The 14,436-nt window shown below is 38.2% G+C and carries 14 protein-coding genes; 7 read left to right on the forward strand and 7 right to left on the reverse strand.

Going from position 1 to position 14,436, the window contains the following annotated elements; translation table 11 throughout:
• Positions 1-446 precede the first annotated feature (446 nt).
• Positions 447-599 carry a hypothetical protein gene (locus HLH14_RS16115; RefSeq protein WP_235940534.1) on the forward strand — a complete coding sequence of 51 codons (153 nt, stop codon included), beginning with the start codon at positions 447-449 and terminating at the stop codon, positions 597-599.
• Between the two features lie 749 nt (positions 600-1,348).
• Here the strand turns inward: HLH14_RS16115 and HLH14_RS15700 are convergent.
• From HLH14_RS15700 to HLH14_RS15715, 4 genes are all read right to left on the reverse strand, one after another.
• Entirely contained in the window at positions 1,349-1,579 is a 231-nt protein-coding gene (locus HLH14_RS15700) for a hypothetical protein (protein ID WP_067726267.1), read from the reverse strand.
• Positions 1,580-1,836: 257 nt separating this feature from the next.
• A complete protein-coding gene (locus HLH14_RS15705) occupies positions 1,837-2,928 on the reverse strand; it encodes a YheT family hydrolase (protein ID WP_171533460.1) in 1,092 nt (363 codons plus the stop codon).
• An 82-nt stretch (positions 2,929-3,010) separates the two neighbouring features.
• Positions 3,011-3,421, reverse strand: a complete 411-nt coding sequence (locus tag HLH14_RS15710; RefSeq protein WP_171533461.1) for a nuclear transport factor 2 family protein — start codon at positions 3,419-3,421, stop codon at positions 3,011-3,013.
• Positions 3,422-3,601: 180 nt separating this feature from the next.
• Positions 3,602-5,626: an NADPH-dependent 2,4-dienoyl-CoA reductase gene (locus tag HLH14_RS15715; RefSeq protein ID WP_171533462.1), complete on the reverse strand. Its 2,025-nt coding sequence runs from the start codon at positions 5,624-5,626 to the stop codon at positions 3,602-3,604.
• 137 nt (positions 5,627-5,763) lie between these two features.
• Here HLH14_RS15715 and HLH14_RS15720 point away from each other — a divergent pair, with 137 nt between their 5' ends.
• Positions 5,764-6,306 carry a PadR family transcriptional regulator gene (locus tag HLH14_RS15720; RefSeq protein WP_171533463.1) on the forward strand — a complete coding sequence of 181 codons (543 nt, stop codon included), beginning with the start codon at positions 5,764-5,766 and terminating at the stop codon, positions 6,304-6,306.
• 18 nt (positions 6,307-6,324) lie between these two features.
• Positions 6,325-7,233: an alpha/beta fold hydrolase gene (locus HLH14_RS15725; RefSeq protein ID WP_171533464.1), complete on the forward strand. Its 909-nt coding sequence runs from the start codon at positions 6,325-6,327 to the stop codon at positions 7,231-7,233.
• A gap of 33 nt (positions 7,234-7,266) precedes the next feature.
• Here the strand turns inward: HLH14_RS15725 and HLH14_RS15730 are convergent, their stop codons facing one another.
• On the reverse strand, positions 7,267-8,181 hold the full coding sequence (locus tag HLH14_RS15730; protein ID WP_171533465.1) for a LysR family transcriptional regulator: 915 nt from the start codon (positions 8,179-8,181) through the stop codon (positions 7,267-7,269).
• Between the two features lie 251 nt (positions 8,182-8,432).
• Between HLH14_RS15730 and HLH14_RS15735 the strand changes: the two genes are divergently transcribed.
• Positions 8,433-9,332, forward strand: a complete 900-nt coding sequence (locus HLH14_RS15735; RefSeq protein ID WP_171533466.1) for a LysR family transcriptional regulator — start codon at positions 8,433-8,435, stop codon at positions 9,330-9,332.
• Between the two features lie 406 nt (positions 9,333-9,738).
• Here HLH14_RS15735 and map read toward each other — a convergent pair whose 3' ends face one another.
• On the reverse strand, positions 9,739-10,533 hold the full coding sequence (gene map / locus HLH14_RS15740; protein WP_171533467.1) for a type I methionyl aminopeptidase: 795 nt from the start codon (positions 10,531-10,533) through the stop codon (positions 9,739-9,741).
• A gap of 359 nt (positions 10,534-10,892) precedes the next feature.
• Between map and brnQ the strand changes: the two genes are divergently transcribed.
• Positions 10,893-12,179, forward strand: coding sequence for a branched-chain amino acid transport system II carrier protein (gene brnQ, locus HLH14_RS15745; RefSeq protein ID WP_171533468.1), 1,287 nt, complete (start codon positions 10,893-10,895; stop codon positions 12,177-12,179).
• Between the two features lie 488 nt (positions 12,180-12,667).
• Positions 12,668-12,910: a hypothetical protein gene (locus tag HLH14_RS15750; protein ID WP_067726250.1), complete on the forward strand. Its 243-nt coding sequence runs from the start codon at positions 12,668-12,670 to the stop codon at positions 12,908-12,910.
• Positions 12,911-12,989: 79 nt separating this feature from the next.
• On the opposite strand, the gene HLH14_RS15755 is transcribed toward HLH14_RS15750, so the two are convergent.
• Positions 12,990-13,454, reverse strand: coding sequence for a hypothetical protein (locus tag HLH14_RS15755; RefSeq protein ID WP_171533469.1), 465 nt, complete (start codon positions 13,452-13,454; stop codon positions 12,990-12,992).
• Positions 13,455-13,572: 118 nt separating this feature from the next.
• On the opposite strand from HLH14_RS15755, the gene HLH14_RS15760 reads away from it, so the two are divergent.
• Positions 13,573-14,433 carry an alpha/beta hydrolase family protein gene (locus tag HLH14_RS15760; RefSeq protein ID WP_171533470.1) on the forward strand — a complete coding sequence of 287 codons (861 nt, stop codon included), beginning with the start codon at positions 13,573-13,575 and terminating at the stop codon, positions 14,431-14,433.
• The last annotated feature ends 3 nt before the right edge of the window (positions 14,434-14,436 follow it).

Genomic DNA, 14,436 nt, shown 5'->3' on the forward strand with positions numbered 1-14,436 from the left:
CGATTTAGACATAATAGTATTCCTGCTGGCCATTCCACTTAATGACAATATCAGTCCAATTATTAATCACAATATCAGCATATACCGAAGTTAACTTAATAAAAATAGCAATGATGTATCAAAATATAATAACTCGAATAAAATTATACTTATAAAACCAACTATTATTATTAAACAATCCATTAGATAATAAATTAATATAAAAATTAATGAATCTTCAATTAAAAATAATTTTAACATTATTAAAAAATAAATTATTTTAAAAAATATAAAACCACACAATCAAACAAATTCTATATATTCAACATGTTATTTATAAATAAAAAATTGTTCATTAACTTAAAAAAACATGAATAAGGAAAAGAAATGTCTCCAAAATTCCAACAGTTTCAAATTTTGAATTAAATTGTTATCTCGGTACTTGGTATGAAATAGCTTGCTTGCCCATGAAGCATCAGCCAGAAGATAGCACTGACATCTCTGCTGTTTATAGCTTAAATGAAAACCAAGCATTAGATGAATCAATAAGTGAAACCACTGTTGTAGATGGTCCAAATAGTAAAGTTGAAGTAAGTTTCCTACCTGAAAATTTACACTGAATTCCTTTTAACAAAAGTGATTATTGGGTTTAAAAAATTGACATGCATTACAACACTTTATTGATCAGTAAACCTGACTTAAAAGTACTGATGGCTACTCAATAGTGAGTGTGAGCTTAGATGAAGCAACCAAACAACAATATTTAAATTATGCAGAAATCTTAAGCTATGATTTATCTGCATTAATTCACACTATTCATACGAGGCATAAAACTGCTTAAAGTGGTTTTATTAAACTAAGTTGATAAAATTCAGATCAATAAAAAAGCACCCGAAGGTGCTTTTTTATACAACATATTTCTGACTAATTAAACATTTGCCCAAAAGCATAAATCACCAGCATCAGCATCAGAGCAGATGAGGAAGTTAATAATAATTCTAGTGTGCTCATCATATACCACTCCCCTATATAAAGTGGATTACTTTTTATACCCTTATAATACTCACCAATAAATGACAAAAAGTGACAAAAAATACTCATAAACATACAAAATTGTAAAAATTGATTTCTTTAAATTTTTCTAAGAAAATATTTTTTCTCGAATAAAAAAATATGAATAGAATCCTAAATCCTTGAATCTGTAAGGCACGTCACATATTCCGTATACAAAAAAATATTTATAATCATTAAATAGTCAGTTGAAAGAGAATTTTTATTGATACAAAACAGTAACTGTAAATGGATAATCAGATAGCAAAAAACCGCCATCAAGGCGGTTTTTAATTTAGATCAGTGATTATTTATATGTTTAATTCACACGTGAGGTGAATCGGAACATCTCATTAACACCTGTATAGAAGCTACGACCATCTAGATTCAAATCGATTTCAACACCAGACTGAAGTAAAACTCTCTTTCCAACTTCAACCCATTTAAACCCATCGCGAGTACTTTGCATTTTTTTTGAAGGAACCAGCGATACAACAATTTCACTACCGTTTACAGATTTTGCTACTAAATTTTCAATTATATTCAACATTTACACCAATTTTTTTCAACACATACAGAAACGCCACCATTGGCATTTCAAAATAACAACCTTAACTTTGATAACGCAGATTAAATAAGACTTATATCAATTTTAAAAAAAGAACACTTTCATGTCATTTTTATTGTTGAATCGAGTATAACAGAAATACTGATTCAAACATTAATTATTTATCAGTCAGACCAATGGCAATTGCATCAAAATATTTCAAAGAGCCTATTGATAAATCAATTGATACATTCTTAAATTTACTGATGTTGCGCAATTAAATAGTCTGCAATCAACCGCGCTGACCATGATTGCGTGTGATTTACACCCTCATAAAAACCACAATGGCTACCCTTTTTCGTGGTCACTACCATAATATTTGACATCTGTTGAATGGCCTCTTTATAAGGGTCAAAATTCCGAATATGGCAAACCGGATCATCCTCTGCATTTAAAATCATCAGTGGAATAGTGACATTTTCAAATACCAAGATCGGGTTAGTTGCCTGATTATAGTCTTCAAAACTGCTATAGCCTGCCAGTTCAAAACAGCAATATTGAAATTCGAGCAGACTTTTTGTCGCCAGCACTTCTGACAAAGATGTAGTTTTTTCCCACGTTGTCGTATAAGGATAAATAAAAGACTTAAATAGTTTTTTGGTCATAACCTTGCTGTAAAAAGGATGAACATTTTTAAAGCCATGTTCAGTGTCATAGCCTGGGCAAAGTGCAAAAGCGGCTTTAAATGGAGTTTGCTCTCCTTCTTCTCCCAAATAACGCACCAACAATCCTGTACCTGCCGATGAACCAACGGCATATAAAGGAGAATCTGGAAATTTTGTCTGAATATGCTGAATTTGTTCACGCAAATCATCGGTTGAGCCGAATATAGAAATCTTCGGTATCGGCATGGGTAAATTGGCATGACCACGGCGCAAACACAACGCTACACGCCAGCCTGTATGTCGATGCAAGTCACGTACTAGTTCTGACATACTTTCAGGTGTGCCAGTTAGGGTATGCATTAATATAATGGTCGGGGTATCTTCAGGAAGATCAAGCCCATACCACGCTATACCCGTGACACCACCATCCGGCATCTGCAACTGTTCAATAGCATCATATTTAAGCTGAATCGTTTTCTTTTTAATCAGGTCAAAATACATCAAGTGCAAATGTGTATTTGACAACCACGGCGTCGGGCGATATTTCTGCTTCAGTTGAGGCAAAACATTGAGCATCTGCCGTGCTTCACCTTCTGGATGAAAATACAGTGTAGGGAATTCTGCACCTGTAATCTGATCAACGATTTCTTGTGCCAACAGACTGATTTTTTTGACTAAAAATTTCATATTCGCTCCACCTTAAAATGATGCAACTCAAAATACTTAGTACATGTCATTCCATTAACAGTTTATATCTTTACTATACTCCTTATGCTTTTGGCATAAAAGCAGCCATACGCTGTCCCATCTGTACTGCCAATGCTTCCAGACCACTCTTTGGACGTAGCATCACTTCAAAATCAATAATTTGACCTTGTTCATTAAACTGAATCATGTCTATGCCTTTAAGTTTTTTTTCACCGACATTGGCTGAAAACTCCAGCACCACGTTCAATCCATCTTCTGAATAAAATTCACGGTGATAAGTAAAGTTTTCAAAGATCTGAATGACATTGGTCAAAATAAAAAACACCACTTGCTTACCCGGATAAAAGTTATATGCCACCGGTGAACGAAACACCACATCTTCAGCAAGCAGGTCATTCAAGATAGACATATCACCTGTTTGTAGCATTTCATGCCAACGGGTAATAGATTTTTTTGTCGTTTCAATGGTCATTTTTAATTCCTCTATTTATATTCATTCTTGAATTTTATTTATTCCCTCACCCCAACCCTCTCCCTTGGGGAGAGGGAGTATTTATTCCCAATTTAAAACCAAAGGAAATTCCCTCTCCTTGTAGGAGATGAGAATCCTCAAAATATATTTTGAGTTCGCAAGGGAGAGGACTTAATCACTTTAAATCACTGCTGCCAAGTCCGCACCTTGACGAATTGCGCGTTTCGCATCCAGTTCACCGGCTTCTTTGGCACCACCAATCAAATGCACATTCTTACCATCTGCTTTCAGTTGATCAAACATGGCGGTAAAGGGTTCCTGACCCGCACAAATCACCACATTATCGACTTCTAGTACTGTGGGCTGACCATTCACTACAATATGCAAGCCTTGATCATCAATCTTTTCATAGCTTGCACCGGCCACCATTTTCACATTACGGTGTTTTAAACCGGTACGGTGGATCCAGCCGGTGGTTTTACCCAAGCCTGCACCCACTGATTTTGCTTTACGTTGCAATAGGTAAATTTCACGCTTTGACTGTTCTAGTACTGGTGCTTTTAAACCACCGACATTTTCATAAGTGGTATCAATGCCCCATTCATTATAGAATTTTTTAGGATTCAGGCTTGCACTATCCCCTTCATGGCTTAGATATTCAGCCGTATCGAAACCGATACCACCCGCGCCAATAATCGCAACGCGTTGACCCACTGGTTTACGTTCTTTTAATACTTCGAGATAGGTCAGTACTTTGGGATGATCAATACCTTCAATCTCTAAATGACGTGGAGTCACACCTGTTGCTACTACGATGTCATCAAAGTTTGATTCGCTCAGTTCTGCATAAGTCGCCTGATGATTTAGACGTAACTGAATATTAGGAAGTAATTCAATTCTGCGTTTGAAGTAACGTAAGGTCTCATAAAATTCTTCTTTACCCGGAATAGTTTTGGCAATATTGAACTGGCCACCAATTTGATTGGCTGCTTCAAAAATAGTGACCTGATGTCCACGTTCTGCAGCATAGGTGGCAAAGCTTAAACCTGCTGGACCGGCACCAATCACCGCAATATTTTTTGCAACGGCTGTTTCTTTAAAGATCAGTTCTGTTTCATAACAAGCTCGCGGATTGACTAGGCAAGTTGCAATTTTCATTGAGAAAATATGATCTAAACACGCCTGATTACAACCGATACAGGTATTGATTTCATCACTACGGCCTTGTTCTGCTTTTTGCACAAAGAATGCATCGGCAAGCATTGGGCGCGCCATGGAAATCATATCGGCATGACCGGAAGCTAAAACATGCTCTGCCATTTCCGGCGTATTAATACGGTTTGAAGTAATGAGCGGAACCTTGACCAAACCTTTGAGTTTTTCTGTCACCCAGGTAAATGCAGCTCGCGGCACTTTGGTGGCAATGGTCGGAATACGTGCTTCATGCCAACCGATACCGGTATTGATAATGGTAGCACCGGCTTTTTCAATTTCTTTCGCCAGTTGCACCACTTCTTCAAAGGTTGAACCGCCTTGAACTAAATCTAGCATCGATAAACGGTAAATGATGATAAAGTTTTCACCGACTTCTTTGCGGGTACGTCTTACAATTTCAATCGGGAAACGAATACGGTTTTCATAGCTACCGCCCCATTCATCATCACGATGATTAGTCCGTGCAGCAATAAACTCATTAATCAAATAACCTTCCGAACCCATGATTTCTACACCATCGTATCCTGCAAACTGTGCCCACTTGGCACAATGGGCAAAGTCATCAATGGTTTGTTGTACTTCAGCACTGGTTAATGCATGCGGTTTGGTTGGATTAATCGGTGCTTGAATGGCAGATGGCGCAACCAGATCAGCCTGATAAGAATAACGGCCGGTATGTAAAATCTGCATGGCAATTTTACCACCAGCATCATGCACTGCTTTAGTAATCACTTGATGCTTTTCAGCTTCTTCACGGCTGTCTAATTTAGCACCACCGGCAAACGTCAAGCCTGCATCATTCGGTGAAATCCCCCCAGTCACAATCAGCCCCACACCGCCTTGAGCACGTTCAGCATAAAATGCGGCCATACGATCGTAGCCACCAGGTGCTTCTTCCAGACCCACGTGCATAGATCCCATCAAGACACGGTTTTTGAGGGTGGTAAAGCCTAAATCTAAAGGTGCTAATAAATGAGGGTAATTAGACATATGATCTCCTTGGCATGCTATCTGAGCTAGCGAATACGGTGCTTAATGCAACTTGTTGCACAATTTATATTCCAGATTTGATTTTTATGCAACATGTTGCATAATGATCTGGTAAATTTTTACTGACTGAGTCGTTTATGTCTTTAGCCCATGTTTTATTGACCAGCTTAATTGAAAAACCAAGTACGGGGATTGATTTAGCACGTCGCTTTGACCGTTCCATGGGCTTCTTCTGGAACGCAACACATCAGCAGATTTACCGTGAACTGAGCGGGATGCAACAAAAAAACTGGATCTCCACCATTGAAGAGCATAATGCGACCAGTCGTAAAAAAACCTATCAAGTTGAACAATTGGGTCGTACTGAATTAGCAAACTGGATGGTCAAACAAAGTCCTCCCGCACAATTACGTGAAGAGTTGATGGTTCGGCTACGTGCAGAAGCTCAACTGGGCGGCAACACCGTACTACCTGAACTGGAACGGCATCTGATTTTACACAAAGAAAATCTAAAAACTTACCAAACAATTTTTGCAAAAGATTTTGCCAATAGGCAAGATCAAGACCGAACCCAATTTATTCATAAAATGATTCTACAACTTGGGATTGATTTGGAAATGGGCTGGATTTCGTGGCTGGAAACTATGATTCCCCAATTAAAAGCATTCGATGAACAATAATAAACCAAGGAAATAACCATGTCACATTACCGCATGCCTGATGGTGAACAGCTTTTTGTTCGCGAATTTGGACAAGGCCATCCTGTTTTAGTCCTGTCAGGTTTGGGTATGCAAAGTTGGCAATGGCTTCCTTTCTTATATCCCCAAGCCAAGAACAATAAATTCATTATTCCAGATTGGCGCGGTTTTGGCGGCTCACAGCGTTGCAGCATTCCTGAACTGGATGCCATTTCCAGTCACTGGCGTGATGTAGACAGCTTGATTGAACAATTTCAGTTAGATCAATTCTCGGTGATTGCTTATTCCATGGGTGCAACAACGGCCATGCATGGCATGCATTACAGTAATTTAAATACAAAATTAACCCGTTATCTGCATATTGATCAAACACCCAAAATTTCGGTCGATGAGACTTGGCAGTACGGTTTATTTAGCCAGCAACAACCTCAATTTAAACGACTCTTGGCAGAGATCTCGCAACTGCTTGCAGCAAAACCTCATGCACTTCAGTTGTCTGATCTAGATTCAGCATCTCGACAACATTTATTAGAACTTTGGCTGGAGTTTCTTCTACTTCAAGCGAGTAATAAGGTTACTCCTTTACTGTTCAAAACGGCATTAAAACAGCCTAAATTACAGTCCCTTGTTTTACCGATGCAGCGTCTGGATTATTTGGCTTGGTATGTGAATAATTATTTACATCATAACGAAGACTATCGTGATGCCATTGCACAGCTTGCTTGCCCCAGTACTTTTTTCATTGGTGCACAATCCAAGCTATATCCTGCAGCAGGACAAAAAATGATTGCCAATAGCGTAAAAAACTCAAAACAAATTATCTTTGAAAAGTCTGGGCATACGCCGTTAATCAGTGAACCGATCAAATTCGTTCGCGAAATTGCTCAATTTCTAAAACAAGGCAATTAAATAATAAATAGAGTCATTCAATATCGATCACTATTAAAAAATCCGACGATCATATTTGATGGCCTCCAGATCATAAACTTGATACACACTATCCAATAATGAACGGATATAGTCACTGTTATCAGCATTTCTAATAATCAAAAAGACCGGGCTGACGGCGTCATCATCCAATATAGGAATATAATTCAGATGCTTAAACTGCATGGTTTTGGCGCTCTCTGGAACAATACACAGACCTTCGCCTGCAGCCACCAAACCTAAAGCCAGTTGAATATCCTCGACCACAGTTAAATTCTTAGGCTCTAAACCATACTCTGAAAAGAGACCTTTCATCTGGGTCGAAAAACTCGGCTTGGGTTGATTGGGATACAACAACACATGTTCCTCAACAATTTCCTCGAGTTTAACCCCCTGTTTTTTTGCGGCAAGAGGATGGCTAGAATGCACAGCGACCATCAATGGTTCTTCACGCAATAAAATTCGCTTGATTGCAGGATCAGAAATTCGGACCCGACCAAAACTGGCATCAATCCGACCCTCTTTAAGCGCGTCTATTTGCTCCATCGCATTCATTTGAACCAGTTTGATTTTCAAATAAGGTTGTTGCTGGCGAAATAAATAAACCACTCGGGGCAATAATCCATACAACAATGAACCACCAAAGCCGATGGTGATGGTTTTTTTGATAATGCCTTCACGCATGGTGATCGACTTCATCTGGTCCGCACTGGATAACAGCTTGACCGCTTGCTGATAAAAAAAATGTCCCACAGCTGTGGGCTTTAATGGACGGCTTCCGCGCTCAAACAGCAAAGCACCCAGCTCAGTTTCAAGATTTTGAATTTGACGACTTAAAGGAGGCTGGGCAATAAACAGTTTTTCAGCAGCCTTGGTAAAGCTCTGCTCCTCAACCACTGCAACAAAATAGCGTAAATGTCTTAATTCCATGACATTTTTCCTTTATTCAAATCTATATATTGATAAGAAGTCATAATAAAAATGGAGAAATCCAACCTTTTTAACTCAAAGCAGCCACAGATCAAATTAAAGAAAAGCCTTCTAGATAGATATTCCACTTTAGCCTTGCTATCTCAATGAGATAGGCAATTAAAATCTGAAAAATTAAACAAATTTAAAATTGACAAACTGAAACGATAAACCTTTAATCTTGAATATTGTTGCATAAATGGAATTCTTAAATGCTATCTGATCTTGATGATTTTTATTGCTTTGCATTGGTGGTCGAACATGGCGGCTTTAGCGCAGCAGAACGGGCAACCGACATTCCCAAATCAAAATTAAGTCGTCGCGTTTATAATCTGGAAGAGCATTTGGGGGTTCGGTTAATTCAACGCAGTTCGCGCCATTTTGCAGTCACTGATATTGGCATGAACATTTATCGCCACGCACAAGTCATGATGAATGCTGCCCAAGCTGCACATGACTTGGTTGATCATCTGAGTATCCAGCCACGTGGCGTGATTAAAGTCAGTCTACCCGTCTCCATCGCGCAAAATGAAATTGCAAAAATTCTGCCTCAATTCCTCAAGACCTATCCTGAAATCAAAATCCAGCTCATTGTGAGTAATCGCCGTGTCGATGTCATCAATGAAGGTATTGATATCGCATTACGTGTTCGTTCAAATTTAGATGACGATCCGAGTCTGGTGATACGCAAATTTGAAAACATCGAACAGCACTTATTTGCCAGTCAGGCTTATCTAAATGAATTTGGTGAGTTAAAACAACCAGAAGATTTAAGCCAGCATCAAATCCTGAGTATGGGAGATGAACATTTAGATCAGCATATTGTGGTACACGATGAACACAATCAGCAGAAAAAAATCAAGGTGAACCCGATGGTGATGGGTTCTGATTTAATGATGCTGGCACAACTCGCAAGACAAAATTGCGGGATTGCCTTATTACCTGACACCATTGTCCAAGACTACGTGCAAAGCGGTGAACTGGTTCGTGTGCTCCCCAACTGGAAAGCACCACATGGTATTTTCCATGCCGTTTATCCATCACGCCGTGGGCTACTGCCTGCTGTGCGTGTCTTTATCGATTATTTAGTAGAACAGCTCGGCAAACATTAATTTTTGTGATCATTAATGTATGAAAAGAAGATGGCTAAATATTTAAAGCAACCTGCCTACACATTTCAGCCATCGCCCGATAAAATAAAAAAAGATTCTTATAAAAAGTATGAAACATCACTTGATGTAATGAAAAATTTTAGACAAAAAAAAGCTTACCCGAGGTGGGTAAGCCTATAAACTTTGAAAAAGAAACTACAGCTAGAGTCTATATGTATATAATACGAAATAAATACAGCTAAATCTAATATTTAAAAAATCTAACAAAAAAATCTCAAAAACTATTTTTTTAATTAAAACAGATATTTAAATTTGTAACTAATCGTTTTTAAAACTTTATTAGTACACAAAATAAACTGCTTTTAACCAAAAGATAAAACATTCTATTTCATTTAAATCTTATTGGTTAAATTTCAGGATACGAACCTGTACCTTCAGGCCAAGGTGATAACAGCTCAAAACCGGTGTCAGTCACAACCACCATATGTTCCCATTGCGCAGTCAAAGAGCGATCTGCTGTAACCACTGTCCAGCCATCTTTAAGTTCTTTCACACGCGGTTTACCAGCATTGACCATCGGTTCAATGGTAAAGACCATACCTTTTTTAAGTTGAAGCCCCTGACCCGGTTGACCATAATGCAAAACATTCGGTTGTTCGTGATAAACCTGACCAATCCCGTGACCGCAATATTCACGCACAATGCTATAACCTTCACGATGTGCAACCGACTGAATGGCAAAACCGATATCACCCAGCGTTGCACCCGGTTTCACTGCATGAATACCCGCAACCATCGCTTCGTAAGTGGTTTCAACTAATTTTTTAGCTTCAGGCTTCACCGTACCCACGTAATACATACGACTGGTATCACCAAAATAACCATCTTTAATAATCGCAACGTCAATATTGATAATGTCACCATCTTGCAAAATGGTGTTTGGCGATGGAATGCCGTGACAAACCACTTCATTGGGTGAAATACAGGTGGTTTTGGTATAACCATAATAGCCCACATTGGCTGGAATCACTTTTAAAGTGTTTACAATGAAATCATTACAAATGTCATCCAGATATTCTGTGCTCACGCCTGGCTTGACATACTTCCCTATCATTTCTAAAACCTGAGCAGCCAAACGCCCGGAAATACGCAGTTTCTCGAGATCTTGCTCAGTTTTAATGGTAATAGTGGAAGCTTTCATCGCATCATCCTCATAAATAAGGCTTATGATTATAGACCTTTTACTATTTTTTTGTTTAATTACAGTGCATAAAGAAAAATGAGTGGTGCTTTTTAGGGTTTTAATGATTGATTTACATACACTTAAACCGTCATTACAAAAAATTTAAACAGTTGGTAAATATTTAAAAAAGAAGACTATTTTTCCTTATTTTCTATTTTTCATTCAATAATCAATAATATAAATCAACCGGAATTTAGCCAGTTGTTCATATATTTGTATATGCATATAAATAAAAATCATAACCTGCAGAAAATAGAGTACCAAAATGCTTTTCTATCCTCTAAAATTGCCTCTTTTGGTCAATCCATCTCCCCTCTATGACAAGTCTCCGTACAAGAGATATTATTGCCTTAGGTTTTATGACCTTTGCACTTTTCATTGGTGCAGGCAATATTATCTTTCCTCCGATTGTCGCTCAACAAGCGGGTGAACATGTATGGTTAGCTGCTTTAGGTTTTCTAATCACTGCAGTTGGTCTGCCTGTTATCACCATTATGGCGTTATCGCGTGTAGAAGGATCCATCCAAAATTTAAGTTCACCTTTAGGTAAAATCGCCAGTCTGGTTTTAACTATCGTGTGTTACTTAGCTGTTGGTCCTTTATTTGCAACTCCACGTACAGCAACGGTTTCTTATGAAATCGGTTTTTCTTCTTATTTTGGTACATCAAGTAGCAGCCTGCTCATTTACAGTGCAATTTATTTTGCCGTTGTGACAGCGGTGTCTTTGTACCCAAATAAACTGCTCGATACTGTAGGTCACTTCCTTGCACCCTTAAAGATCATTTCTTTAGCTGTGTTAGGTATCGCCGCGTTTGCAATTCCTGCCGGATTCATTCCACCTGCAATTGATAACTATGTGACTGCTCCTGTTTCTGAAGGTTTCGTTAATGGTTACTTAACCATGGATACTTTAGGCGCTTTGGTCTTTGGTATTGTTATTATTCACGCGATTCATTCACGTGGCGTAACTGACAAAAAACTGGTGACTAAATATGCAGTGATCGCAAGTTTGATTTCGGGTGTAGGTTTAACGCTAGTTTACATAAGTCTGTTTAAATTAGGTTTAGGCAGTCACGAAGTTGCTCCAAATGCGGCAAATGGTGCAGTGATCCTGCATGCATATGTGCAACATGCGTTTGGTGATGTTGGCTCTCTGTTCTTAACCGGAATGATTTTCCTTGCCTGTATGGTGACCGCGATTGGTTTAACCTGTGCATGCGCGGAATACTTCTCTGAACTGACTAAAGTGCCTTATAAAATCTTGGTTTTTATTTTGGTTGGCTTCTCGTTCATCATTTCAAACTTAGGTTTAACTAAACTTATTGCAGTGTCTGTACCTGTGTTAAGTGCAATTTATCCACCAGCCATTGTCGTCATTCTACTGAGCTTCTTCTGGAAGTTTTTCAATAGACCTGCTTACGTTGTTGCGCCAGTAACCGCGATTTCATTTTTATTTGGCATATTGGATGGACTTAAAGTTGCAGGTTTTAACTTGCCTGAAATCGTTCAACATTTACCTTTAAATGCACAAAATTTAGCATGGCTTATTCCATCTACCATTGTGCTGATTATTGCTATTGTGATCGACAAAGTTAAAAAATAACTGAAAACTGAGGTCATTAAAATCAAGTTTTACCCAAACATGATTTTAAGCGTGATCAATAAAACATCCTGTTTTACCCAAATAGAGTTTTATTGTTTACATCTCTGATTGACACAGTTTTCTGTATATACCCCATTCTAAAAACGATTAGCGATTCATCGCTATTTCCCGCAGTATCTCTCCCTTCAATATGCCGTATTGCATGCTACTGGCATCAATATTGCTTTCTTATATATCTATCTACTATTGTTGAATAAAGCTTATTTATTGAAAAGTGATACGATAAAATTTGGTCGCTTTATGCATAAAAAAATACCCAATGTGTACATTTTGAATAAAATCCGTATATGAATTTATGCACTAACATGGTTTTATTACAAAATAATGACAATAGCTATTGAAATGCCGCTAAATAACAAGTACAACAATAGACACTAATCTGACTAAAACAATTAGGTTTAGGTCAAAAAACGACAGGAGGGGTGGAGATGTTATCATTACATTTCAATAAAGAAATCTTCATTAACGCTCTAAAAGCAAATAAGAACATGGTCACCTATATGAGTACGACTGTTGCTCTGCTCGTGACATTAATCATTCATGGTTTAATTCAAGGTAATTTGAAACCTGAATACTTTTTGTATGCTTTTATTGTTTCGATTGCCTTTTACATTTGGGCTGTAGTCGATCAAAAGTATCGTCAACAGAAACAAATTAATTCTACAGAATAAAAGATGGGTGACTCTCACCCATCTTAAAAAAAAGAAAAACCAAGAAAAATTATAAATATTATCCAGTTAACCTTTTTAATCAAAATCCATTCAAGCCCATTATTGCTCCAAGCAACAACCCTGCTGTCGCTCCCAGTTCGCCAATCACCAATAAAATCATTGCACTGCTAAGCATCCATTTTGGCAATTGCCAGCACCCCATTTGGTGTGGCTGTTTAAATTGATTAGTTGTATCTTTTAGCCAACCATGTAGTACATAACTTAAAATTGAAAAACTAAAAAAGAAAAGATTGATCAGCACAAAAATTAAGTTAAGTCCCTCAGCCCAGACTGAAAAATATGCCAATACCGCAATAATTAAACTGGCGGGTGCATACAACAAACTGCTTCTATGGGCAATATCGACATAATAATGTGCACGGGCCTGTTCAGAATGTCGTATTTGATAATATTTCCATACCCCAGTCAGCATACCCACCCAAAGAAAAACACCGCTAAATATGATTGCGAGTGAAACAGACTGATTTAAACTTCCAATATCCATTGATTTATATCCTTATTTTTAGAATGCTATTCTGACTTTAAAGTCATGATTTGTGCAAGTTTCTTTTTGGAACTTGGGTACAGTAGGAACAAGTTAAATTTAACCGCATGTTCTAAATATGAGTATTTTTGAAACATTGGAAATCAGCTGTAAAGATGGATATTCTCTCAGTGGACGTTTTTACCCAAAACAAGATTCAAGTAAAAATAATCACCCCGTTTTAATTTGCCCTGCCACTGGAATTACTCAACATTTCTACCAAGCTTTTGCAGAATGGCTAAGCACACAAGGTTACGATGTTTTAAGTTTTGACTTCCGTGGTATTGGTCGCTCTCTACACGGCCCTGTAAGTAAGTCTGAGGCCAATATTGTCAATTGGGGACAGCTGGATATTCCTGCGGCAATAGACACCTTGTTATGCAAGACACAAGCAGAGCAAGTCATTTTACTGGGTCATAGTGCAGGCGGTCAGCTTTTAGGGATTGTGCCAAATTATCAAAAAGTCGCTAAAGTTATTGCCGTTTCCGGCTCTACTGGACACGTGAAAGGCCTAAAAGGCAAAACTAAACTGCTTGCCCCTGTCATGTTCAATGTCATTTTCCCATTAGCCCGTATTACCAAAGGTTATGGTCCCACCCAAGCCATTGGTATGGGTGAAAACCTGCCTAAAGATGTGGCCAAACAATGGGCGCAATTTTGCAGCAAACCGGGTTATGTCATGAATGCGATGGGCAAAACCGTGTTTGAAGATTATCATGCTGAAATTGATTGTCCGATCACGGTGCTTTGGTCGTCAGACGATGAAATTGCAACGGCTGCAAACGTAAAAGATTTACTGCGTTTATACCCGAATGCAGATACCCAGATGATTGAACTTAAGCCTAAAAATTATGAGCATAAAGCTATTGGTCATATGCTGATGTTCAAAAAGTCGCATCAGAATTTATGGCCGGTGATTGCGCAGCAATTGGCTGTTTAGATC

Source organism: Acinetobacter terrae, from assembly GCF_013004375.1.
Lineage (GTDB): Bacteria > Pseudomonadota > Gammaproteobacteria > Pseudomonadales > Moraxellaceae > Acinetobacter > Acinetobacter terrae.

Coding starts and splice junctions, on each gene's coding strand:
- map (WP_171533467.1), bottom strand. CDS start 10,533: ATGAAAGCTTCCACTATTACCATTAAAACTGAGCAAGATCTCGAGAAA.
- HLH14_RS15750 (WP_067726250.1), top strand. CDS start 12,668: ATGTTATCATTACATTTCAATAAAGAAATCTTCATTAACGCTCTAAAA.
- HLH14_RS15725 (WP_171533464.1), top strand. CDS start 6,325: ATGTCACATTACCGCATGCCTGATGGTGAACAGCTTTTTGTTCGCGAA.
- HLH14_RS15715 (WP_171533462.1), bottom strand. CDS start 5,626: ATGTCTAATTACCCTCATTTATTAGCACCTTTAGATTTAGGCTTTACC.
- HLH14_RS15730 (WP_171533465.1), bottom strand. CDS start 8,181: ATGGAATTAAGACATTTACGCTATTTTGTTGCAGTGGTTGAGGAGCAG.
- HLH14_RS15720 (WP_171533463.1), top strand. CDS start 5,764: ATGTCTTTAGCCCATGTTTTATTGACCAGCTTAATTGAAAAACCAAGT.
- HLH14_RS15700 (WP_067726267.1), bottom strand. CDS start 1,579: ATGTTGAATATAATTGAAAATTTAGTAGCAAAATCTGTAAACGGTAGT.
- HLH14_RS15705 (WP_171533460.1), bottom strand. CDS start 2,928: ATGAAATTTTTAGTCAAAAAAATCAGTCTGTTGGCACAAGAAATCGTT.
- HLH14_RS15760 (WP_171533470.1), top strand. CDS start 13,573: ATGAGTATTTTTGAAACATTGGAAATCAGCTGTAAAGATGGATATTCT.
- HLH14_RS15735 (WP_171533466.1), top strand. CDS start 8,433: ATGCTATCTGATCTTGATGATTTTTATTGCTTTGCATTGGTGGTCGAA.
- HLH14_RS15710 (WP_171533461.1), bottom strand. CDS start 3,421: ATGACCATTGAAACGACAAAAAAATCTATTACCCGTTGGCATGAAATG.
- brnQ (WP_171533468.1), top strand. CDS start 10,893: ATGACAAGTCTCCGTACAAGAGATATTATTGCCTTAGGTTTTATGACC.
- HLH14_RS15755 (WP_171533469.1), bottom strand. CDS start 13,454: ATGGATATTGGAAGTTTAAATCAGTCTGTTTCACTCGCAATCATATTT.
- HLH14_RS16115 (WP_235940534.1), top strand. CDS start 447: ATGAAGCATCAGCCAGAAGATAGCACTGACATCTCTGCTGTTTATAGC.